The organism is Curtobacterium phyllosphaerae, assembly GCF_049341865.1.
Classification (GTDB): Bacteria; Actinomycetota; Actinomycetes; order Actinomycetales; family Microbacteriaceae; genus Curtobacterium; species Curtobacterium phyllosphaerae.
The window spans coordinates 441,822-463,155 of record NZ_JBMPIU010000003.1 but is presented as its reverse complement, the minus strand read 5'-3'; the positions used below and the strand labels follow the sequence as shown (position 1 = coordinate 463,155).

At 72.2% G+C, this 21,334-nt stretch carries 18 protein-coding genes; 8 read left to right on the top strand and 10 right to left on the bottom strand.

The genetic code is table 11. The features are described 5' to 3' along the window. Nucleotides 1-25 precede the first annotated feature (25 nt). From ACO0E0_RS07775 to ACO0E0_RS07755, 5 genes are all read left to right on the top strand, one after another. The gene (locus ACO0E0_RS07775; protein ID WP_422870830.1) at nt 26-1,531 is read left to right on the top strand and encodes a DUF3375 family protein; all 1,506 of its coding nucleotides are present in this window, start codon (nt 26-28) and stop codon (nt 1,529-1,531) included. Beyond that, nucleotides 1,524-2,390: a DUF4194 domain-containing protein gene (locus ACO0E0_RS07770; RefSeq protein WP_422870829.1), complete on the top strand. Its 867-nt coding sequence runs from the start codon at nt 1,524-1,526 to the stop codon at nt 2,388-2,390. Before ACO0E0_RS07775 ends, ACO0E0_RS07770 begins: the two co-directional genes overlap by 8 nt. Next, complete coding sequence (locus tag ACO0E0_RS07765) at nt 2,387-5,761, top strand: ATP-binding protein (protein ID WP_422870828.1); 3,375 nt, start codon at nt 2,387-2,389, stop codon at nt 5,759-5,761. The genes ACO0E0_RS07770 and ACO0E0_RS07765 overlap by 4 nt, the downstream gene beginning before the upstream one ends. A gap of 333 nt (nt 5,762-6,094) precedes the next feature. Then, entirely contained in the window at nt 6,095-6,691 is a 597-nt protein-coding gene (locus ACO0E0_RS07760; RefSeq protein ID WP_422870827.1) for a hypothetical protein, read from the top strand. Between the two features lie 84 nt (nt 6,692-6,775). Next, a complete protein-coding gene (locus ACO0E0_RS07755; protein ID WP_422870826.1) occupies nt 6,776-8,164 on the top strand; it encodes a signal peptidase I in 1,389 nt (462 codons plus the stop codon). Nucleotides 8,165-8,233: 69 nt separating this feature from the next. On the opposite strand, the gene ACO0E0_RS07750 is transcribed toward ACO0E0_RS07755, so the two are convergent. Next, nucleotides 8,234-8,635 carry a GlcG/HbpS family heme-binding protein gene (locus ACO0E0_RS07750; RefSeq protein WP_422870825.1) on the bottom strand — a complete coding sequence of 134 codons (402 nt, stop codon included), beginning with the start codon at nt 8,633-8,635 and terminating at the stop codon, nt 8,234-8,236. A 35-nt stretch (nt 8,636-8,670) separates the two neighbouring features. Beyond that, entirely contained in the window at nt 8,671-10,155 is a 1,485-nt protein-coding gene (locus tag ACO0E0_RS07745) for a peptide MFS transporter (RefSeq protein WP_422870824.1), read from the bottom strand. Between the two features lie 289 nt (nt 10,156-10,444). Between ACO0E0_RS07745 and ACO0E0_RS07740 the strand changes: the two genes are divergently transcribed. The 3 genes from ACO0E0_RS07740 (at nt 10,445) to ACO0E0_RS07730 (ending at nt 13,916) form a co-directional block, all read left to right on the top strand. Then, a complete protein-coding gene (locus tag ACO0E0_RS07740; protein WP_422870823.1) occupies nt 10,445-12,541 on the top strand; it encodes an acyl-CoA dehydrogenase family protein in 2,097 nt (698 codons plus the stop codon). 62 nt (nt 12,542-12,603) lie between these two features. Then, complete coding sequence (locus ACO0E0_RS07735; protein WP_422870822.1) at nt 12,604-13,329, top strand: DNA-binding protein; 726 nt, start codon at nt 12,604-12,606, stop codon at nt 13,327-13,329. Between the two features lie 2 nt (nt 13,330-13,331). After that, entirely contained in the window at nt 13,332-13,916 is a 585-nt protein-coding gene (locus ACO0E0_RS07730; protein WP_422870821.1) for a hypothetical protein, read from the top strand. Nucleotides 13,917-13,962: 46 nt separating this feature from the next. On the opposite strand, the gene csrA is transcribed toward ACO0E0_RS07730, so the two are convergent. From csrA to ACO0E0_RS07690, 8 genes are all read right to left on the bottom strand, one after another. Continuing rightward, nucleotides 13,963-14,316 (bottom strand): carbon storage regulator CsrA, encoded by a 354-nt coding sequence (csrA, locus tag ACO0E0_RS07725; protein ID WP_422870820.1) that lies wholly within the window; start codon nt 14,314-14,316, stop codon nt 13,963-13,965. 44 nt (nt 14,317-14,360) lie between these two features. Then, nucleotides 14,361-15,527: a hypothetical protein gene (locus ACO0E0_RS07720; RefSeq protein ID WP_422870819.1), complete on the bottom strand. Its 1,167-nt coding sequence runs from the start codon at nt 15,525-15,527 to the stop codon at nt 14,361-14,363. Then, on the bottom strand, nt 15,502-17,556 hold the full coding sequence (locus tag ACO0E0_RS07715; protein WP_422870818.1) for a flagellar biosynthesis protein FlhA: 2,055 nt from the start codon (nt 17,554-17,556) through the stop codon (nt 15,502-15,504). The genes ACO0E0_RS07720 and ACO0E0_RS07715 overlap by 26 nt, the downstream gene beginning before the upstream one ends. After that, nucleotides 17,553-18,797, bottom strand: coding sequence for an EscU/YscU/HrcU family type III secretion system export apparatus switch protein (locus ACO0E0_RS07710; protein ID WP_422870817.1), 1,245 nt, complete (start codon nt 18,795-18,797; stop codon nt 17,553-17,555). The genes ACO0E0_RS07715 and ACO0E0_RS07710 overlap by 4 nt, the downstream gene beginning before the upstream one ends. 4 nt (nt 18,798-18,801) lie before the next feature. Next, on the bottom strand, nt 18,802-19,560 hold the full coding sequence (locus ACO0E0_RS07705; RefSeq protein WP_422870816.1) for a flagellar biosynthetic protein FliR: 759 nt from the start codon (nt 19,558-19,560) through the stop codon (nt 18,802-18,804). Nucleotides 19,561-19,564: 4 nt separating this feature from the next. Further along, nucleotides 19,565-19,837 (bottom strand): flagellar biosynthesis protein FliQ, encoded by a 273-nt coding sequence (gene fliQ, locus ACO0E0_RS07700; RefSeq protein ID WP_422870815.1) that lies wholly within the window; start codon nt 19,835-19,837, stop codon nt 19,565-19,567. Continuing rightward, nucleotides 19,834-20,610 (bottom strand): flagellar type III secretion system pore protein FliP, encoded by a 777-nt coding sequence (fliP, locus tag ACO0E0_RS07695; RefSeq protein WP_422870898.1) that lies wholly within the window; start codon nt 20,608-20,610, stop codon nt 19,834-19,836. The genes fliQ and fliP overlap by 4 nt, the downstream gene beginning before the upstream one ends. 119 nt (nt 20,611-20,729) lie before the next feature. Next, the gene (locus ACO0E0_RS07690) at nt 20,730-21,332 is read right to left on the bottom strand and encodes a FliO/MopB family protein (protein ID WP_422870814.1); all 603 of its coding nucleotides are present in this window, start codon (nt 21,330-21,332) and stop codon (nt 20,730-20,732) included. Between the last annotated feature and the right edge of the window lie 2 nt (nt 21,333-21,334).

The following is a 21,334-nucleotide window of genomic DNA, read 5'->3' as shown; positions in this document are numbered from 1 at the left end:
CGATCACGCGGCTCCGGAGCCGCGGATGACCGACGTCGACCGCGAGTACGCCCGCGTCCGCGCCGTGCTCGACCGTCCGACGCTCCGGCTGATGTCCCGCCCGACCTCCGCCGCGGTGATCACGGTCTTCCGCACCGTGTTCGACCGCGACGTCCAGTACGTCCCCGCGGAACGCATGCACCTGCAGGTCGAGGAACACGTCGCGCGACTCGAGCAGACCGGCGCGCGCGTGCCGGGTGCCGACCGCGACGACGAGGACCGCCCGACCGGGCGCTCGCTCTGCCGCGAGTGGGTGCACGCGCAGTGGCTCGTGCGCTCGAACTCCCCCGACGGCGACGAGCAGTACTCGCTGACGTCGCACGCGCTCGAAGCGCTCAGCCTCGTCGACGCACTGTCGGCCGACCGGGCCCTCCTCAGCGAGTCCCGGCTCACGATGATCGTCGACGCCGTGCACCGCTGGGCGGACCGAGCCGACCCCGACCGAGCCGGACACCTCCGTCGGCTCGACGCGCAGATCGCCGAGCTCCGGGCCGAGCGCGAGCGGATCGCCGCGGGCGGTGACGTCGTCTCGGTCGACGAGTCCCGGATGCGCGACGGCTACGCGAACCTCATCGACCTGATCCGGCAGCTCCCGAGCGACTTCAAGCGCGTCGAGGAAGCCGTGTCGACGATGCACCGGGAGATCGTCGAGGACTTCCGGCAGGAACGCCGTCCCATCGGCGAGATCCTCGACGACTACCTCGCGCGGACCGACTCGCTCATGGAGTCGACCCCGGAGGGCCGGGCATTCGAGGGCGCGTTCGAGCTGCTCCGGGACGACGCCCTGCTGCTCCGGCTCCGCGAGGACATCGCCACGATCCTCGAACACCCGTTCGCCAGGTCGTTGACGGCGCAGGAACGACGTGCCTTCCGGAACACGGTGGCGATCCTGCGGCAGGGCATCGAGGACGTCCTCGTCCAACGGCGGCAGCTCACGGCGACGCTCCGTGACCAGATCGTCGCGCACGACGTCGTGCGGAACCGCGAGCTCGAGCGCACGCTCCGGAGCGTCAACCGACGGCTCGCGACGTGGATGGACGGCTCGAGCACCCGGGCCAGGGTCGACCTGGAGCTGTTGCCGCCCACCGCCGTCGTCGAGCACCTGCGGGAGCGTCTCCACGACCCAGACGCCGAGACCGTGCCACCGCCGATCGAACCCGAGGACCTCGACGCGTTCGAGCCCGTGGAGGTCGACGACCTCCGACGGCACGGCGGACCACTGCTCGACGAACTGCGGACCGCGCTCCGCACGGCATCCCGTGCGGACGGCGCCCGCACCACGGACGCGGTGTTCAACGCCCTGCCCGCTGGACAGCGCCGACCGGTGGAGCTGTTCGGGCTCGCCCACCTGCTGGCTGCGGTCCCGGACCTCGACGACTCCCCCGCCTCCACCCACCTGGCAGTCCGCACCGACGGCACCACCATCGCGTTCGAGATGCCCGCGATCCCGGTCCCGGCGTGGATCGAGACCCCCGAGGAGCCTCATGAGTGAGCAGTACCCGTCGAGTCCGGCCCTGGCACCCGACGACGTCGACTTCCTCGCGACCGCGGTGGGCGCGGAGGAGGCGATCGGGACGGAGGACGCCGACACCACCTTCGCGCTCTTCGAGGGGGACGAGGGGCGTCTCGGCGACGCGGAACGGCGCGCGTTCGTCGCCCTCCTCCGCCATCGCTACGTCAGCGCCCGCTCCCATCCCGCCGAGTGGCGCACCGTCCTCGCGGCCGAGCACCTGCTCCGCTCCCGGCTGAACGACCTGTTCCTCGAGCTGCACCTCGACACCGACCGGGAGGTCGCGTTCAAGCGGCAGGCGCGCTCGGAGAGCACCCGTCGCCCGTTCCCGACGCTCCTCCACGACACCGCCTACACGCGCGAGGAGACCCTCGTCCTGGTCTACCTGCGGATGCGACTCCGCACGGACACCCGCCCGGGGCCGGACGAGGTCGTCGTCGACCGGTCGGAGATCCTCGGGCACGTCGCCGGGTTCCGACCGGTGACCGCGACGGACCGTACCCGCGACGAGGGCCGCGTGGCGAAGGCCATCGACCGGCTCGTCACCGCCCGGGTGCTGCTCCGCACGACCGACCCCGACCGGTTCCGCGTCGCGAGCGTGCTCGAGGTGCTCCTCCCCCTCGAGCGGTTGCACGAACTCGACGACTGGCTGCGGTCGGCGACCGAGACGTCGGCGACCGAGACGTCGGCGGCCCCGGCGTCGGCCCGGACGCCGTCGGCCCGGACGCCGACGGCAGGGTCGTCGGGGACCCCGTCGTCGGCGACCGACGAGGTCGAGGACGACGTCGCCGACGACCCGACGGACGCCCCGCTCGAAGGGCTCGAGGAGGACCACGCATGACGGACACGTTCCCGGACCAGGACCTCGCGCTCATCGACGTGGTCGCACAGTGGCGTGCCGAGAGCCTGCAGGTGGTCAACTGGGGCGGGTTCTCCGGCCATCGCCGGATCGACCTGGCCGAGGGCTCGACGCTCGTCTCCGGCGCGTCCGGCACCGGCAAGTCGACGCTGATGGACGCCTACCTCGCGGTGATGATGCCGTCCGACGTGCCGTTCAACGGCGCCTCGAACGACGCGACGACGGGCCGGGCCCGGAGTGCCGACCAGCGGAACCTGCTGACCTACCTCCGGGGCAAGGTGGACTCCCGGCGCGACGCGGAGACCGGCATGCTCCGCGACGTCAACCTGCGCGGCGACGACCAGGCGACCTGGGGTGCCGTCGGTGTGACGTTCCGGAACGACGACGAACGCCGCTTCACGGTGTTCCGGGCGTACGTCGTCCCGAAGCGGGCCCGCGGGGTGGCCGACATCCAGATGACGATGGCGACCGTCGACGACGACTTCGACCTCGCACGCCTCGAACGGTTCGTCCCGACGCGGTTCCACCACGCCGAGCTCGCGGGACACGTGCCGGGACTCGTCGTCCGCGACACGTACACCGAACTCGCCTACACGCTGCAGACGCGCCTCGGGATCGGGGACAGCGGTGGCGGCGGGCGGGCGATGCGGCTCCTCGCCCGGATCCAGGCCGGACAGCACATGCCGACCGTCGACACGTTGTACAAGTCGATGGTGCTCGAGACGCCCGGGACCTACGACGCGGCCGACCGTGCCCTCGGCCACTTCGCCGCGCTCGACGACGCCGCCACGGCGATGGACACCGAGGAGCGCAAGGTCCGGATCCTCGAGCCGATCCGGGAGCTGCACGCGGAGATCGAGCGGAGCCGGTCGGCGGCCGCGGCACTCGACGGCATCGGCGCGCTCGATCCGGCCACCGACGCGCCGCTCGTCTGGTGGACCGCGGACCGGAAGCGTGCGCTGCTCGACGCGGAGGTCGCCAGGAACGCCCGGGAGCGCACCGTCGCCCGCGCGGCGCTCGAGGCCGCGTCCGCGCGTCACACGGCCGTCGAGGTCCAGCTCCGGGACGCCGAGGCCCGCCTCCGCGAGAACGGCGGCAACGCGCTGCACCAGCTCGAGGACCGGATCGCCCGGACCGGCGCGGACGTCAGCGCGGTGCGTCGAGCCCGTGCGGTCTTCGACGAACGGACGGCCGCGCTGGACGCCGTCGGCGGCACGGCCGGCGACGCGACGGCGTTCGCGGAGGCACAGGCATCGAGTGCGGCGTTCCTCGCCGACGTCGACACCATGCGCGACGCCCTCGACGCCCGCCGTGACGCACTGTCCCGGGAGTCGTACCCACTGCTGGACCGCGAGCGCGAACTCCGTCGTGAACGGAACTCGCTCGAGCTCCGGCAGGGTGCGATGCCACTGCCGCTGCACGAGGCGCGGGTCGCCCTCGCGGACGCCGCCGGACTCGACGTGGCGGACGTCCCGTTCGTCGCCGAGCTCCTCGACGTCCTGCCGTCCGAGGACCGATGGCGGTCCGCGATCGAGTCCGTCCTCGCGCCGGTCGCCCGGACCCTGCTCGTCGACGAGGCGCACCTCGACGCGTTCAGCGCCGCGATCGACGACGTCCGCATCCCGGTCCGGATCGCGTTCGAGGGTGTTCCCCTCCGCCCGTTCTCCGACGCCGCGGGCGACCCGTCGATGGTGTCCGGCAAGCTGGCGTTCCGCGACTCGCCGTTCGGCAGCTGGGTCCGCGACCGCGTGCAGTCCGACCGCGTCGACGCGCTGTGCGTCGACACCGCGGACGCGCTCGGTGGCGGCGGCCGACGCGTGACGGTTTCCGGCCAGCTGCGGGACGGTCGACGCGGCCACCACGGCGACCGCCGGCAGCCCGCCGTCATCGGCTTCACGAACGAAGGTCGCCTGGCCGTCGTGGACCGCGAGCTCGCCGAGGTCGGCCGCGACATCGCCGGACTGGAGGCGCGGCGCACCGCGGTCGCGCAGGACCTGTCCGACCTCGACGCGCGCCGGGCGGCGCACCAGCACCGCGTGGACACGGACTGGGCCGCGATCGACGTCGCCGGCGGCGCGGCCGACCTCGCCCGCCTCGAGGAGGAGCAGACGGCGCTCCTCTTCGCCGACGACGGTCTCCGGACCCTCCGAGCCTCGGTCGCGGCGCTCCGGTCCGAGCTCGACCTGTCCGCGGACGCCCGCGCGCTGGCACGGACGGACATCGCCCGGCTCGAGGAGCGACACGGCGTGCTCGTCGACGGGCAGGACGCGGCGGCGGTGGTCCTGGAACGGTTCGACGACCGGTCCGACCTGCGGCCCGACGACGTCCAGGCCGGCATCCTCGAGGAGACGTTCTCGGAGATCGGTGCCCCGGAGGACCTCGAGGGCTTCGACGACGCTGCGAGACGTCTCCGGCGACGGCTCGAAGAGCGCCTCGCCCGTGCCCTCGACGGCGCATCCGCGGCGACCGCGGCGCTCGTGACGACCTTCCAGCGCTACCAGGACGCCTGGCCCGACCCGAACCTCGGGACCGCTCCGGCGTCCTACCCGGACTACGTCGCGATCCTCGAGAAGATCGTCGACACCGGCCTGCACGCCCGTCGCGCGGAGTGGCGCCGTCGGCTCAGCCAGTGGAGCGGCGAGGACCTCGTGCCGCTCGCCGGGGCGTTCGACCGCGCCGTCGTCGAGATCGAGGAGCGGCTCGAACCGGTCAACGAGATCCTCCGCGAGCTGCCGTTCGGAGCGAACCGCGACCGGCTGCGGATCGCACTCCGTCGGGTGTCCCGCGAGGACGTCTCGTCGTTCCGGCGCGAGCTCAAGTCGCTGTCGGCCTCGGTCGGCACGGAGACCTCGGACGACGCGCTCGAGACACGCTTCCGGCGGCTCCGGCGGTTCATGGACGTCATCCGGCCGGACCAGCCCGGCGCCCGCGGTCCCGGGTCGCTGCGGGACGCCGTGCTCGACGTCCGCCGACACATGCAGATCACGGCCGTCCGGTACGACGTCGCGGGGAACGACCTCGGCGTGTACTCGTCACTCGGCGACAAGAGCGGCGGCGAGACCCAGGAGCTCGTCGCGTTCATCGTCGGGGCGGCACTCCGCTACCAGCTCGGTGACGAGACCCGTCCGCGTCCGCGGTTCGCCCCGGTGTTCCTCGACGAGGCGTTCATCAAGGCGGACTCCGAGTTCGCCGGGCGCGCGGTGGCGGCGTGGCTCCGGCTCGGCTTCCAGCTCGTGGTCAGTGCACCGCTCGACAAGGTCACCGCCCTGGAACCGAGCATGGAGCGGCTCCTCGCGATGCGGAAGCACCCGGTCACCGGCCATTCGTCGGTGACGGAGATCGTCCGCGCCTGAGCGGTCTGCGGTCCGCGGTCTGCGGTCCGCGGCCCGCGACTACTGTTTGCCCTCGTACCCGCCCTTGAGCATGGCGCCGAAGGCCATGCAGGTCCCGACGCCGCCGATGACGCCGATGCCGATGATGACCACTGCGATGACTGTGAGCACGGGAGCCCTCCGTTCGGAACGAGTCCCCCAATGCTACCGGGGTGTCTTGCCTCGGCCCTGACACGCGTCGAGCGTGCGACGCCCGGGCCGACCCCCGCCGCGATCGCATCGCATGCGCTTGGCTTTTCGTATTTCACATGTCATACTCGAAGAGTCCACCTCCACGACTCCGATGAGGAACCCATGACCCCGACCCTGTCCCCCCGCCAGCGCCGCATCGCCCGGTGGTCCGCCCTGCCCGTCGCGGTCATCGCGAGCGGCATCATCGTCTCGACCGCCTCCTACGCCGCCTTCACCTCCACCACCGAGAACGACGGCAACTCCTGGACCGCCGGCTCGATCGCCCTCGCGGACGACGACCAGGGCACCGCCATGTTCGACGCGAGCGACCTCCAGCCCGGTTCCGCGGGCGAACGGTGCATCACGGTCACGTCCGCCGGGTCGCTGACGAACACCGTCCGCCTGTACACCCAGAACGCCACGACCACCGCAGCACTCGCCGATCACCTCGCCGTCACCGTCGACCACGGGACGGGAGGCGGGTTCGCGGACTGCACCGGCTTCGTCGAGGACGGCACCGCGTTCACCGGGAGCCTCAGCGACCTGACGGAGCAGGCGACGGACCACGCGTCCGGCATCGGTCAGTGGACCGTGCCCGCCGGTGGTGACGAGCGGACGTACCGCATCCGGTACGCGCTGTCCGAGGACGCGCCGAACACCGCGCAGGGCGGCTCCGCGGCGGTCGACCTCGTGTGGGAGGGCCAGACCAGGGCCTCCTGAACCGCTGACCGGCCGACCCGCATGACCGCGGGTCGGCCGACCGACCGACCGCACCCGAGAACACGCTGACGAGACAGGACCGTCATGACCCGAACAGCCCGCCTGCGACGACGGACCGGCCCCGCCGCGGTGGTCGCACTGGTCGTCCTCCTCCGAGCCACCGCGCTCACCGTCGCGTGCCTGGCCCTCTGGGCGGCCGTCCCCGCCGTCGTCGGATGGATCCCGACCACCGTCGTCACCGGATCGATGTCCCCCCGGATCCAGGTGGGTGACGTGGTCGTGTCCATGCCGGTCGACGGCGACGACGCCCGCACGGGCCAGGTCGTGCTCGTGGACCACCCCGTCCACGCCGACACGCTGCTCCTGCACCGCGTGCACGAGGTCACCGACGACGGACTCCGCCTCAAGGGGGACGCGAACCCGCGACCAGACGGTCGGATCGTCAGGACCGCCTCGGTCCACGGTGTGGGCGTCCTCCGAGTGCCGCTCGTCGGTCTGCCCACCGTCTGGGTGCACGAACACCGCTGGGGCGCTGTCGGGCTCGGCGTGCTGGCCGCCACCGGACTCGTCGCCGGCATCGCCCTCACGCGCCGGCTCGTCGGCCCGGAATCGGACCCCGCAGCACGGACCGGGCACCTCACGTCGCGGCGTCCGCGGAGCCTGCGTCGTGCTGCGGCGATGGTCGGCATCGTCGTGACGGGCGCACTCGTCGTCTCGTCCGTCAGCACCCTCGCCGGCGCGACCGTCGTGTGGGCCGGATCGACCTCGTCCGACGGCAACCGCCTCGGGACCGACCGGTTCGACTGCATGGCGCACCCACTCGGCGAACCGTGGTTCCATGCCGGGTTCGGCGAGGCGAGCGGCTCGGAGCTCCGGAACGACGGGATCGGTGCCATGACGGCGTTCCTCGGCGGTGGCGCGGTGCGGGTCGACGGCTCCTGCGTCGCGAACCCGTACGGATCGTTCAACGGCACGAACGCACTCGTCACGACCTGGGAGGACCCCGGATCCCACCCGGCGCCGGACACGTTCACGATCGAGACCTGGTTCCGGACGACCTCCGCCCAGGGCAAGCTCGTCGGCTACGGCGAGGGGCAGACCCGGCCGTCCCGGAGCTACGACCGCCACCTGTACATCGGCGGCGACGGCCACCTCCGCTTCGGTGTCTTCAACGGCGTCCAGCGCATCATCTCCTCACCCCAGCCCGTGACCGACGGTCGTTGGCACCACGTCGCGGCGACGATCGCGGCGGGCGAGGGGATGCGGATGTACCTGGACGGCGACCTCGTCGGCACCGACCCGAACGACCGCGGCCAGGTCCTGGACGGCTGGTGGCGGATCGGGTACGACACCGTCAACGGCTGGGGCGGGGCGAGCGGACCGTACTTCCGCGGGGACCTCGACGACGTCGCGATCCACCTGCGGTCGATCACCGCCGCCGAGGTGACGGCGCACGCCGCCGCCGGGCGCTGAGCCCCCACGGTCGACCGGGCCGGTCGACACCGCAGGTGCCGGCACCCATCGATGCCAGAGGGGCGTCGATCAGCCGAGCGCGGCCGCTCCGGCCAACGCGCACGATCGGTCGTCCTCGACCGTGCTGCCGCTGACCCCGACGGCGCCCACCGTCTCGCCGTCGACCGCGAGCAGCACGCCGCCCGGGAAGCTGATCAGGCCGCCGTTCGAGACCTCGATGTTGAACAGCGGTCCGCCTGGCTGCGACAGCGCGCCGATGTCGCCGGACTCCATGTCGAACAGCCGGGCCGTCCGGGCCTTCTTCACCGCGATGTCGATGCTGCCGAGCCACGCGCCGTCCTCACGGCCGAACGCCTTGAGGTTGCCACCGGCGTCGACGACCGCGACGTTCATGGCGGTGCCGATATCGGCGGACTTCGCGAGGGCCGCGGCGACGACCTGCTGCGCCTGGGTGAGGGTGATGTCGTTCATGGTCCGCACGGTACGCGGCTGTCCCGGACGACGTGTCAGCGTACGCCGCGCATCAGTCGGAGCACGGGCCGCGCGAACACGAGCAGCGCGACACCGACCGCGACCGCGACGAGCCCGAGCACCGAGAAGTACGGACCTTCGTGACTCGGGTCGTAGTACTTGGAGAGCTGGCCGGTGGCCGCGGTGCCGAGCGCCACCGACAGGTAGAACAGCGCGACCATCTGGGTCTGGAACCGACGCGGCGCGAGCTTCGTCGCGACCGACAGGCCGACCGGCGAGAGCAGGAGCTCCGCGATGGTGAACGCGAGCAGGATGCCGACGACGGCGAGGAGCGGCGTGCCGTTCCGCCCGGTGCCGATGAACGGGAGGAACAGCAGGAACGCGACACCCATGATACCCGTGCCGAGCGCGAACTTGGTGGGGGTGGACGGCTGCCGGTCGCCGAGACGGGTCCAGAGGGCCGCGAACACCCCGGACAGCACGATGATCATGATCGGGTTGATGGACTGGACCCAGGACACCGGCATCTCCCACCCGAAGAGGCTCCGGTCCAGCCGCTCGTCGGAGTACACGGTGAGCACGGTGAACTGCTGCTGGTACAGCGACCAGAACACCGCGCTCGCGATGAACAGCGGGATGAACGCGACGATCCGCGATCGATCGACCGGCGACAGGCCGCTCGTGAGGATGACGACGAAGTAGGCGACCGTCGCGACGATCGTCACGACGATGACGACGAGCGGCAGGGTCGCGACGGAGAGGAGTCCGGAGAGCACCGCGACGAGGACGACGACGAGTCCGGCGACGGCGATGCCCCCGACGAGCGGCCAACGCCGTCGCTCGAGCGGGTTCGGCACGACCTTGGCCGCGGCGGGGAGCTTGCGGCGACGGACGGCGTACTGCACGAGCCCCGCCGCCATGCCGACCGCGGCGATGCCGAAGCCGTAGTGGAACCCGAGCGAGCTCTGCAGCAGACCGGTGAGGATCGGACCGGCGAACGCCCCGAGGTTGACGCCGAGGTAGTAGAGCGAGAACCCGGCGTCCCGGCGGGTGTCGTGCTCGGAGTACAGCGTCCCGACGACACTCGTCGCCGTGGCCTTGAGGCCGCCCGAGCCGAGGGCGATGAGGACGAGGCCGACGCCGACACCGGCCACGCCGGGGACGAGCGCGAGCGCGATGTGGCCGCACATCACGATCACCGCACTCCCGAGCAGGGTCCGGTCGGCCCCGAGGAGCCGGTCCGCGAGCCATGCTCCGAGGATCGTGAACAGGTACACCGACCCGCCGTAGGCACCGCCGATCCCGACGGCGACGCCCTGGTCGATCCCGAGGCCGCCCCGGGTGACCGAGTGGTAGAGGTAGATGAGCAGGATGCCCTGCATGCCGTAGAACGAGAACCGCTCCCACAGCTCGAGGGCGAACGGCGTCGAGAGTTCGAACGGCTGCCCGAAGAACGTCCGTCCCTCCGACGTCTCCTCCGCCGCTGCCGATGGATCCGGACTGCTGGTGGTGCGCGACATGCCCTCCAGGATGCCCGGACCGCGACGGCCGCGCCAATCGACCAGCACCCGACATGCGCGACCCCGCCGAGGTCGACGACGGCCGCGGTTGGAGGTTTCCACCGACGACGGCCACGACGACACCCGGCCGCGTTGTCGGACGCGCACCGCGTCCGTGCACCCGACCACCCGCGTGCCTAGCCTGGCCCGGACAGCGTGCACCGCGCCTCCCGTCCGATCAGGAGCGTCGGCTGCGCGCCCGGGTCGCGCCGACGTCCCGATTCGGACACCGTCGTTCAGGAGACGCAACATGGTCGACACCGCACCCACCCGCCCCGTGGACACCGGGCGCGATCCGCGCTTCCGGGCGGGAGGCCCGGCCAGCGCCCGGAGCACACGTGCCGCCGAGCCGCCGGCCGGGTTCGACGTCGACGCCGTCGCGTCGATGCTGCTCGGGCGCTGGGCCGATGACCGCCGGGCCTCGAGGGCGCTGACGCTCGACCCGGCGTTGCATCGGATCGACGGTCTCACCACGGCGGAACACCGGGCTCGTGCACTCGAGCAGTGCCGGTTGCTCGTCGAGCACGGGGCGATCCAACGGCCGTTCCCGGCGGCGTTCGGGGGGACCGAGAACCACGGCGGGAACCTCGCCGCGTTCGAGGAGCTGACGACCGCCGACCCGTCGCTGCAGATCAAGGCCGGCGTGCAGTGGGGGTTGTTCGGCTCGGCCGTGCTGCACCTCGGCACGACCCCGAACCACGACGAGTTCCTGCCGGGGATCGTCGACTTCTCGGTACCCGGGTGCTTCGCGATGACCGAGACCGGGCACGGGTCCGACGTGCAGAGCATCGCGACGACCGCGACCTACGACCCGACGACCGAGGAGTTCGAGATCCACACGCCCTTCCGCGGTGCGTGGAAGGACTACATCGGCAACGCGGCCGTGCACGGGACCGCCGCGGTCGTCTTCGCGCAGCTCGTGACCGGGGGCGTGGACCACGGGGTGCACGCCTTCTACGTCCCGCTCCGCGACGGCACCGGCGCGTTCCTGCCGGGGGTCGGCGGCGAGGACGACGGGGTCAAGGGCGGCCTCAACGGCGTCGACAACGGCCGGCTCCACTTCGACCACGTCCGGGTGCCGCGCACGAACCTGCTGAACCGCTACGGGTCGGTCGACGCGGACGGGTCGTACTCGTCGCCGATCGCGTCTCCCGGCCGTCGGTTCTTCACCATGCTCGGCACGCTCGTGCAGGGTCGTGTGTCACTCGACGGCGCCGCGATCGTCGCGCAGAAGCTCGCGCTGCAGATCGCACTGACGTACGCCTTGCAGCGTCGGCAGTTCCCGACCGGCGGCGGGGACGAGGGCGTGCTGCTCGACTACGGCCGACACCAGCGTCGACTGATCCCCCGGCTGGCGACCGTGTTCGCGCAGTCGTTCGCGCACGAGCAGCTGCTCCGCACGTTCGACGACGTGTTCAGCGGCCGCGAGGACACCCCGGAACGGCGCCAGGAACTCGAGACGCTCGCCGCCGGGTACAAGGCGTTGTCCACCTGGTCCGCGCTCGACACGCTCCAGGAGGCGCGCGAGGCGTGCGGGGGCGCCGGGTTCCTCGCCGAGAACCGGCTCACCGCGCTCCGGTCCGACCTCGACGTCTACGTGACGTTCGAGGGTGACAACACGGTGCTCCTCCAGCTCGTCGGCAAGCGGCTCCTCACCGACTTCGCGGCTGCGGCACCGCGCGACGCCGCAGCGACCGCCCGGTTCGTCGCCGCGCAGGTCGGGACCCGGATCGCGGACGCCTCCGGTCTCCGGGCGATCGGGCAGACCGTCGCCGACCGCGGCTCGGTCGCGCACGCGGTCCGGGACCTGCGGGACCCGGACACGCAGCACGCACTGCTCGCCGAACGGGTGTCGACGATGGTGTCCGGGATCGGCCTGCGGATCCGCGCGGCCGGCAAGGACCGTGCCGCGGCGGCGCGCATCGCGAACGAGAACCAGCACGAGCTCATCGAGGCCGCCCGGGCGCACACCGAGCTCCTGCAGTGGGAGGCGTTCACCGCTGCGCTCGACGACGCCCCGGACGAGTCGACGCGCACGGTGCTGACGCGGCTCCGGGACCTGTTCGGCCTCGGCCTGGTCGAGGAGCACCTCGCCTGGCACCTCGTGCACGGCCGGCTGTCGATGCAGCGTGGGCAGGCGGTCTCGGCGTCGATCGACCGGCTCGTGCGTCGCCTGCGTCCCCTCGTCCCGGACCTCGTCCGGACGTTCGGCTACGAGCAGGCCCACGTCCGGGCGGCGATCGCGTCCGGCGCGGAGGCCGAGCGACAGGACGAGGCGCGCGCGTGGTTCGACGCGGAGCGTGCTGCGGGGCGGTTGCCGGAGCCGGAGAAGAAGCCGCGTCATTGACAACCCTCGGGGGTTGATATCGGGTTCATCAACCGCGTAGGGTTGATGGACGAGGAGGCCCCGTGTTCGTCATCACCGCCGACCAGATCGACAGTCGCCACGGTCCGGACCTCGTCGAGGCTGCTGTCCGGACCCTCGCCGACGCGCTCGGCGACCGTCTCGCGCTCCCCCCGGACCGCACGGCCGGGGACGAACTCCAGGTGCTCACCGCCGATCCCAGGGCGGCGCTCGACGTCGTCCTGCTCCTCGCCCGTTCCGGAGCATGGAGCATCGGCGTCGGGATCGGCGACGTCGACGGCCCCCTGCCGGCAGCGACCAGGGCCGCGTCCGGCAGTGCGTTCTTCCGGGCGCGTGAGGCCGTCGACGCCGCGAAGGAACGGCCGGACCGGTTCGCGCTGGTCGTCACGCCCGGGCGTCACCGGAGCAGCGCCGACGTCGATCCGCTCGTCGTGCTCGTGCTCCAACAGCGCGCACGCCGGAGTCCGGAGGGCTGGGAGCTGGCCGACCTGCTCGCGGACGGCGGCACGCAGCGGGCGGCGGCGGCGAGGCTCGGCATCTCGCCGCAGGCCGTCAGCAAGCGGGCGATCGCTGCCGGACTCCGTGCCGACGACGCAGCGCGAGCAGCGCTCGTCCGGCTGCTCGAGGACGCCGATCGTCCCGCCGACGCCGATGACCGGGCCACCCCGGACCGCGAGCAGCCCGGGTCGGACGCCGACCAGCCCGCGTCGGACGCCGACCAGCCCGCGTCGTCGGCGGCGTCCGGTAGCGTGCCAGCGGACAGGGGGTGACGATGAGCGGTGCACAGATCGGAGTCTGGGTCGTCGGTCTCGCGGTCGTGCTCGCGACCGCCGCGGTCGCGATCGTGGCCGCCAGACGGCCGAACGTCGTGACGGGACTCCTCGGGCTCGTGCCGATCGCGCTCGGCGGCCTCGCGGTCGCGTTCGACGTCGGGATCCCGGCGCCGTCGGCCGCGTGGGCGACGTCGATGGCGCTCGCGGTGGCACTGCTCGGGGTCGTCGGCGGCGGTCCCGCGACGACGGTCGTCCTGCGCCTGGCGACCCAACGCGACGTCCGCCCCGGCGAGCACGGGGGCATCCTCATCCTCGCCGCGCCGACGACCGGGACGAACGAGCTCGGCGTCCGGCACGAGGTCCTCCGGGGCGGTGCGGCGATCGGGTACCTGGAACGGCTGGCCGTCGTCGCCGCGATCGTCCTGGGGCACCTGTCGATCGTCGCCGCCGTGATCGCGGTCAAGGGACTCGGGCGGTTCTCCGAGCTCGACAGCGCGGAGGCACGCGAACGGTTCATCATCGGCACGCTCGCGAGCCTGCTCTGGGCCGGCGCGTGCGGTGCCCTGGTCGTGCTCACGCGCTAGGGCAGCTGCGGCGCACCAACCCGCCGGTCGACGGGACGGCGAAGCGTCAGGACTGGTGCGACCCCGGCTCGGCAGCGGCCCCGGCCCCAGACCCGCCAGCCTCGGACCCATCAGCCCTGGACCCATCAGCCCCAGGCCCATCAGCCCCGGACCGGTCAGCCCCAGACCCGCCAGCGAGACCGAGCGCGGCCCGGAGGCGGGACTCGGCGTCCTCGGAGGGCTTCGCCGCCTTGGCGTTCTCCTCGGCCACGGCCCGGACGACTTCCTCACGCTGGATCTTGACCCCGCGCGGAGCGTCGATGCCGATGCGCACGCCGTCGCCCCGGGAATCGAGCACGGTGATGACGATGTCGTCACCGACGAGGATCCGCTCGCCGACCTTCCGCGTGAGCACCAGCATCCCGCCAGCCTAGTGGGGAGGATGCGTCCGACACGCCGCCCGCGCTAACCGAGCACGAGGACCGGCAGGCCAGTCATGTGGACCGTCTCCGGGGACGACGTCTCGTCCATGCCCACGGCGACCAGGCCCGCGATCGCCACGGCTCCCGCGATCGCCCGGATCTCCCGTGCGGTGTCGTCGTGCTTCCGTCCGGCGTCGACGACGACCCAGACCTGGTCCGCTCCGATGCCGGCGAGCCGCTCCCCCGCGTCCGGCGTCCACTCGAAGCCGGTCGCGACCGCGTGCGCCCCCTGGACGCCCGCGGCGCGCGCCAGGATCGCCGCGCGCCGATCCGGTGCGTCGACGAGCATCACGCCGTTCGCACCCGCGAGTGAGGCCAGTGCCGGTCCGACGAGCGGGGCCCGGCCGACGACGATCACCAGGTCGCCGTCGGCTCGGAGCACCGCGGGCGGGACCGGGAGGCCGGCCGCACCGGGAGGTGAGCCGGCCCCCGCGACCGGTGCCGCGCCTCCCGTCCGGACGGGCGCCGACGGCGCGGCCAGCGCCTCGAAGACCGCGCGTGGATCGGCGTCGGCCGCACCGGACGGGAGGCCCGTGGCCGGGTCGAGCACGCCCCGCGCGTCCGCCGCACCCCGCGCGTCCGCCGCACCCCGAGGGGTCGCGCCGGTGACGGGACCCGGGCCGCCGGCCAGCGCCTCGCCGAGCGGCACGTCCGGAGCGAGCCCGTTGAAGGTGAAGTCGTCCATGATCGACGCGAACGCGTCCGAGCGCGAGGCGAGCACCGGGTCCTCGTCCGGACCGCCCGGCGCGGCGGTCGGTCCGCCCGTCCCGGCCGCGAGGCCCGGGCCGGCCGATCCCGCCGATCCGGCCGGTCCCGCGGGGTCGGCGGCACGTCGGGCCCGATGTGCCGCGCGGGTGCTCGGCACGTCGGTCATCGTCGCCTCCCGCCCCTCGGCGTCCTCGAGCAGGGCGAGGATCCCGACGCGTGTCGGGACGTCCGACGCGATCGCGATCCGCGCGAGCGGGACCTCGCCGGGCGACGGGACCTCGACGGTCGCCTCGTAGTGGTGCTTGCGGAACAGACCGCCGAGTCCGCCGGTCGTCACCTTCTCGGCTGCGACGATGCGGGCCGCCGGGCCGAACTCCTCCCGGATCGACGCTCGGAGGTCGTCGAGGGAGGAACCCTCACGCTGCAATCGGGTCGGCGGCACGGACCACTCCCACGGTCTCGATGGTGGAGCCCGCGGCGGTGGCCTCCTGGTAGGAGAGCACCGGCAGGCCGTTGGACTGGGCGGACACCATCCGGTGGATGGCGGGGCGGAGCTGCGGCGCGCAGACGAGCACGGCCGAGAGACCCTGGTCCTCGACGGCGGCGACCGCGTCCCGGAGCGACCCGAGCACCTGCTCCACGCGGTGCGCGTCGAGCAGGATCTGGCTGCCCTGCTCGCTCGGCCGGAGCCCCTCGAGCATCGACTGCTCGAGGCCCGGGTCCACCATGATGACACGCAGCACACCGTCGTCGAGGTGGCGGGCGGCGAGCGCGGGGCCGAGCGACGCGCGCGCCGTCTCGATGAGGCCCTCGGGGTCGGTCGAGACCTTCGCACGGAGCGTCAGCGCCTCGCAGATCCGGCCGAGGTCGTTGATCGGGACCCGTTCGGCGAGCAGCCCCTGCAGCACGCGCTGGAGCTCGGCCATCGAGAGCATGCCGGGGACGAGCTCCTCGATCGCCGCGGGATTGACCTGTTTGACCCCCTCGGTGAGCACCTTGACGTCCTCGCGGGTGAGCAGGCGGGCGGCGTTGTCGCCGATGATCGCCTGCAGGTGCGTGACGAGCACCGACACCCGGTCGATCACGGTCGCGCCGGTCATCTCTGCGGAGTGCCGGAGCTCCGCCGGGACCCACTTGCCGGCGAGGCCGAACACCGGCTCGGTGGTGGAGTCCCCCGGCAGCCCGTCGAGCTGGTCACCGAGTGCCAGGACGCTCCGCGCCGGGGCGGTGCCGCGGCCGGCCTCGACACCGGCGATCCGGATCGAGTACGTCGACGGGGGCAGGTCGACGCTGTCCCGCGTGCGGACCGGCGGGACGACGATGCCCATGTCGATCGCGATCTTGCGGCGGAGGGCCCGGACCCGGCCGAGCAGGTCGTCGGACGCGCCGGACACCATGTCGACGAGGTCCGGGGCGAGCAGGATCTCCAGGGCGTGCACCCGCATCTGCTCGATGAGGTCCTCCGGGGCGTCCGAGGACGGTGCCGCCTTCGCCGCGAGCTCCGCCCGTGCCGCTGCGGCAGCGTCCGCCTTCGCGCTGAGGCCGAGCCGGTAGCCGGTGAACAGCAGCGCCCCGCCGACGAGCAGGAACGGGATGATCGGCATGCCGGGGATGAACGCCATCCCGCAGGCGGCGACACCCGCGATGAGGACCGCGTTCCGCGACTGCGTCAGCTGTCCGGCCGCAGACGACCCCATGTCGGAGTCGGCGTTCGAGCGGGTCACGATCATGCCGGTCGACACGGCCATGAGCAACGCCGGGATCTGCGTGACGAGACCGTCACCGATCGTCAGGATGCCGTACTTCGACAGTGCGTCGGTGATCGAGAGCCCGTTCTGGAGCATCCCGATCGTGATCCCGCCGACGAGGTTGATGACGAGGATCAGGATGCCGGCGATCGCGTCGCCCTTGACGAACTTCGACGCACCGTCCATCGCGCCGTAGAAGTCGGCCTCGGCGGACACGTCCGCGCGCCGCTGCTTCGCGACGACGTCGGTGATGAGCCCCGCGTTGAGGTCGGCGTCGATCGCCATCTGCTTGCCGGGCATCGCGTCGAGCGTGAACCGCGCCCCGACCTCGGCGACGCGCTCGGCGCCCTTGGTCACGACGACGAACTGGATCACGACGAGGATCAGGAAGATCACCGAGCCGATGATGATGGACCCGGAGACCGCGACGTGCCCGAACGCCTGGATGACGTCGCCGGCGAACCCCTTCCCGAGCACCAGGCGGGTCGAGGCCACGTTGAGGCCGAGCCGGAACAGCGTCGCGACGAGCAGCAGCGACGGGAACACCGAGAAGTCGAGCGGCTTCTTGACGAACAGCGTCGTGAGGAGGATCACGAGCGCCAGCAGGATGTTGCAGATGATCAGGAAGTCGAGCAGGAAGCTCGGCACCGGCATGATCAGCAGCAGGATGATGCCGACGATGCCGATCGGGACGGCGAGCTTGGGCAGGTCCTTGCGGTTCATGCGAGGGCTCCTTCAGGGGCGGCGGCGCGGCGGCCGTGGGGCTTGACGACGGCGGTCGCGTCCGCCACGGGGTCGGCATCCGGCCGGGAGGCGCGGATGCGGCGGGGCAGGGAGTCGCCGGTCAGTTGGTCTGCCGCGATCACCGCGGCGACCTCGTCGGCGGTGGTCGGCTTCGGCGCGGTGTGGGTCCCGGACGCGGCACCGCGGGTGCGGAGCGCCATCACGAACGACAGGACCCGGGCGACGGGCGTGTAGAGGTCGACGGGGATCTCGCTGCCGATGTCGCACGCGGCGTGCAGGGCGCGGGTGAGTGGGACGTCACGGACCATCGGCACGCGGGCCTCCTCGGCCTTCGCGCGGATGACGTCCGCGACGGCTCCGGCACCCTTCGCGACCACCTTCGGCGCGGACTTGCCCGGCTCGTACCGGAGCGCGACGGCGAAGTGCGTCGGGTTCGTCAGGACGACGTCGGCGGTGGCGATCGCCCCGATCATCCGGTTGCGGCTCATCGCGAGCTGGCGGGAGCGCCGCTGGCCCTTGACGTGCGGGTCGCCGTCGGAGGCCTTGTTCTCGTCCTTGACCTCCTTCTTCGTCATCCGCGTCTTCTTGCGGTTGCGGCGCATCACGACGAACACGTCGGCGGCCGCGAGGACGAGTCCGGCGGCGATCGCGGCGCGGAGCAGGGTCCCGGCACCGTTCCCGGCCTCGGTCAGGAGCGCGGTCAACGGCAGCGACCCGCTCGTCATGAGGAACGGGACGAGCGCCTGCACCGAGAACCAGAGCACGAGTCCGACGACGCCGGTCTTCAGCAGCGCCTTCACGCCGCCCCAGAGCGCCTGCATGCCGAACACCCGGGTGACGCCCTTGAGCACGTTGAACTGCTCGTAGTTCCCGGTCATCCGCTTGACGTGCACACCGCCTTGCGCTGCGGCGGCGGCGAGGACCACGACGGCGACGACGCCGAGCATCGGACCGATGGTCGCGCCGACGGACCCCAGTCCGGACCCCATCACCTCGCGCATCGTGCCGATCGTCGGGTCCGCGATGATCCGCGGGATGGTCTGCATCTGCGTCTGTCCGGCCGCGGCGGCGTTCGCGACGGTCGGCGGGACCATGATCGCGGCGGCACCGATGCCGAGCCACGCGGACAGGTCGGTGGATCGGGACAGCTGCCCCTTCGAGCGGACCTCCTTCATCCGCTTCTGAGTCGCCTGCTCGGTGCGTTCCCCGGTGTCGGTCATCGGGTCACCCCCTGCCCATCAGCATGTCGATGGCGTTGCCGGTCAGCGAGTCGACGACGGACGGCAGCGCCATGAACAGCGCTCCGGCGAACGTGACGGTCAGCGCGATCTTGATCGGGTACCCCATCTGGAACGCGTTGAGCGCCGGCGCCACACGGGTGAGGAGCCCGAGGCCGACGTCGGCGAGGAACAGCACGACGACGAGCGGCCCGGCGATCTGCAGGGACGACAGGAACATCTGCCCGACGCCGCCGACCATCATCGCGACGGGGGCGTGCAGGTCGAACGCCCCGACGAGCGGGATCGCGTCGAACGAACGGGTCAGTCCGCCGATGATGAGCTGGTAGCCGCCGGACGCGAACAGCAGCGCGAGGGCGGTCATCTGGAACAGCCGGGTGAACTGCGCACCGTTCACCTGGGACTGCGGGTCGTACGCCTGCGCGAGCGTGAACCCGCCGAACAGGTCGATGAGCGCGCCGGCGGACTGCACGGCGGCGAACACGAGGTACACGAGGAACCCGAGCGCCAGTCCGACGACCAGCTCCACGACGAGCGCCATCACGAACGGGCCGGTCGCGAGCGCGTGGTAGCCGGTGGTGACGTGCGGTCCGACCGCGAGGGCCAGACCCATCGCGAGCATCGCCTTGGTCGTCGCCGGGAACGCCTTGTACGAGAACGGCGGCGCGACGACGAGGAACGCCACCATCCTGACCCCGGCGAGCATGGTGCCCTCCAGCCAGTCGAAGTCGATCGACAGGTCCATCCGGTCAGCCCCCCAGCAACGTGGGGATCTTGTCGAACACGAAGTGCGTGAACCCGACCATCTCGTCGATCATCCAGCTGCCGCACACGACGAGCGCGAGCGCGACCGCGACCGCCTTCGGCACGAACGAGAGGGTGACCTCCTGGATCTGCGTGATCGACTGGAGCAGCGAGATCGCGAACCCGACGACGAGCGACGTGATGAGCACGGGTGCGGCGAGCTTGCCGGCGACGATGAGCGCCTGCATGGTGATGTCGAGGACGGCTGCCTGGTTCATGAGATCGAGTAACTTTCGATGAGCGACTTGATGATGAGTCCCCAGCCGTCGACGAGCACGAACAGCAGGATCTTGAAGGGCAGCGAGATCATCACCGGCGGCAGCATCATCATGCCCATCGACATGAGCGCGGCGGAGACGACGAGGTCGATGACGAGGAACGGGATGAAGATGACGAACCCGATGATGAACGCGCTGCGGAGCTCGGAGATCATGAACGCGGGGATGAGCGTCGTCATCGCGACGTCGGCGTGGTCCTTCGGGTTCGGCAGCTTCGCCGCCCGGGTCATCAGGGCCAGGTCCTCCTGCCGCGTCTGGTGCAGCATGAACTTCCGGAGCGGAGCCGACCCGATCTCGACGGCCTGGTCGAAGTCGATGTGCCCGGCGAGGTAGGGCTGCAGGGCGTCGTCGTTGATGTGTCCGATGATCGGCCCCATGATGAACAGCGACAGGAACAGCGCCAGTCCCGCGATGACCTGGTTCGGCGGGATCGACTGGAGCGACAGGGCGTTCCGGGTCATCGCGAGGACCACGAAGATCTTCGTGAACGACGTCATCATGAGCAGCAGCGCCGGGGCGACGCTCAGCAGCGTGATCCCGATGAGCGTCACGACGGCGGACGACGGCGTGCCGTCCGGGCCGTTCAGCTGGACGTTCAGGCCACCGTTCGTCGACGGGGTCGCGGCGTCGGTCGGCGCCGCGGGAGCGGTCGGGGCGGTGACGGCATGGGCACCGTTCGCGACGAGCATCAGGAAGCCGGCGACGGTGACCATCGCGAGCAGCACCAGGACCCCGACCCGTGCGACGCGACGCCAGTCGACGGACGCACCCGGTGCCCTCCCGCCGATCCGGAGGATGCCCGTCAGCGCGACGGTCGGCGACGCGCCGCGGCTCATCCCGCGCGCCGGGCGCGGACCGCTGCGGCGGCCTGCTTCCAGGTGTCGGCGGACAGGATCGAGCCCTGGAGCTGCTGCGCGGTCGGGAGGACGCGCGCCGTCGGCGCGGCGGCCCGACGGCCCCGGTCTCGCGGGCGCATCGGGAGCGGCTGGGCGGCCGCCGGGTCGGCGATGCCGGCCGGGAGGCGCGGCGCGGGCTGGTCCTGTGCCGCCAGGACGGCGGAGAACGGGTCGTGCGGCGCGGCCGTGGCGGCCGACGGGAGCACGATGGTCCCGGTCGGGGTCGGCACCGTCGACTCGGGTGCGATCGACGTCACCAGCTCGAGCGTCGGGGCGGGCGTCTCGCCGGAGGACAGCACGTTCACCTGGGACTCCGTGACCCCGAGCACCAGACGCTCGCCCTCGACGTCGACGACGACGACGCTCGCCTTGCCGCCGATGCCCTGACGGGCCACGACGGTGACGGTCGCCGCGCGGCGCGCACGGGCGCCGTTCCCCCCGAGCGCGCCCTTCGACAGCTTGCGCTGCAGCACCCAGAGGAGCGCGAGCACGACGCCGAGCGAGAGCGCGACACGGAGTGCGACGACGAGGGTGTCCATCG

Excerpts from the sequence above, each read along its gene's own strand:
- ACO0E0_RS07710 (WP_422870817.1), bottom strand. The coding sequence starts at position 18,797 with ATGACCGACACCGGGGAACGCACCGAGCAGGCGACTCAGAAGCGGATG.
- ACO0E0_RS07760 (WP_422870827.1), top strand. The coding sequence starts at position 6,095 with ATGACCCCGACCCTGTCCCCCCGCCAGCGCCGCATCGCCCGGTGGTCC.
- ACO0E0_RS07705 (WP_422870816.1), bottom strand. The coding sequence starts at position 19,560 with ATGGACCTGTCGATCGACTTCGACTGGCTGGAGGGCACCATGCTCGCC.
- ACO0E0_RS07715 (WP_422870818.1), bottom strand. The coding sequence starts at position 17,556 with ATGAACCGCAAGGACCTGCCCAAGCTCGCCGTCCCGATCGGCATCGTC.
- fliQ (WP_422870815.1), bottom strand. The coding sequence starts at position 19,837 with ATGAACCAGGCAGCCGTCCTCGACATCACCATGCAGGCGCTCATCGTC.
- ACO0E0_RS07770 (WP_422870829.1), top strand. The coding sequence starts at position 1,524 with ATGAGTGAGCAGTACCCGTCGAGTCCGGCCCTGGCACCCGACGACGTC.
- ACO0E0_RS07745 (WP_422870824.1), bottom strand. The coding sequence starts at position 10,155 with ATGTCGCGCACCACCAGCAGTCCGGATCCATCGGCAGCGGCGGAGGAG.
- ACO0E0_RS07775 (WP_422870830.1), top strand. The coding sequence starts at position 26 with ATGACCGACGTCGACCGCGAGTACGCCCGCGTCCGCGCCGTGCTCGAC.
- ACO0E0_RS07765 (WP_422870828.1), top strand. The coding sequence starts at position 2,387 with ATGACGGACACGTTCCCGGACCAGGACCTCGCGCTCATCGACGTGGTC.
- ACO0E0_RS07690 (WP_422870814.1), bottom strand. The coding sequence starts at position 21,332 with ATGGACACCCTCGTCGTCGCACTCCGTGTCGCGCTCTCGCTCGGCGTC.
- fliP (WP_422870898.1), bottom strand. The coding sequence starts at position 20,610 with ATGGTCACCGTCGCCGGCTTCCTGATGCTCGTCGCGAACGGTGCCCAT.
- ACO0E0_RS07750 (WP_422870825.1), bottom strand. The coding sequence starts at position 8,635 with ATGAACGACATCACCCTCACCCAGGCGCAGCAGGTCGTCGCCGCGGCC.
- ACO0E0_RS07755 (WP_422870826.1), top strand. The coding sequence starts at position 6,776 with ATGACCCGAACAGCCCGCCTGCGACGACGGACCGGCCCCGCCGCGGTG.
- ACO0E0_RS07730 (WP_422870821.1), top strand. The coding sequence starts at position 13,332 with ATGAGCGGTGCACAGATCGGAGTCTGGGTCGTCGGTCTCGCGGTCGTG.
- ACO0E0_RS07740 (WP_422870823.1), top strand. The coding sequence starts at position 10,445 with ATGGTCGACACCGCACCCACCCGCCCCGTGGACACCGGGCGCGATCCG.
- csrA (WP_422870820.1), bottom strand. The coding sequence starts at position 14,316 with ATGCTGGTGCTCACGCGGAAGGTCGGCGAGCGGATCCTCGTCGGTGAC.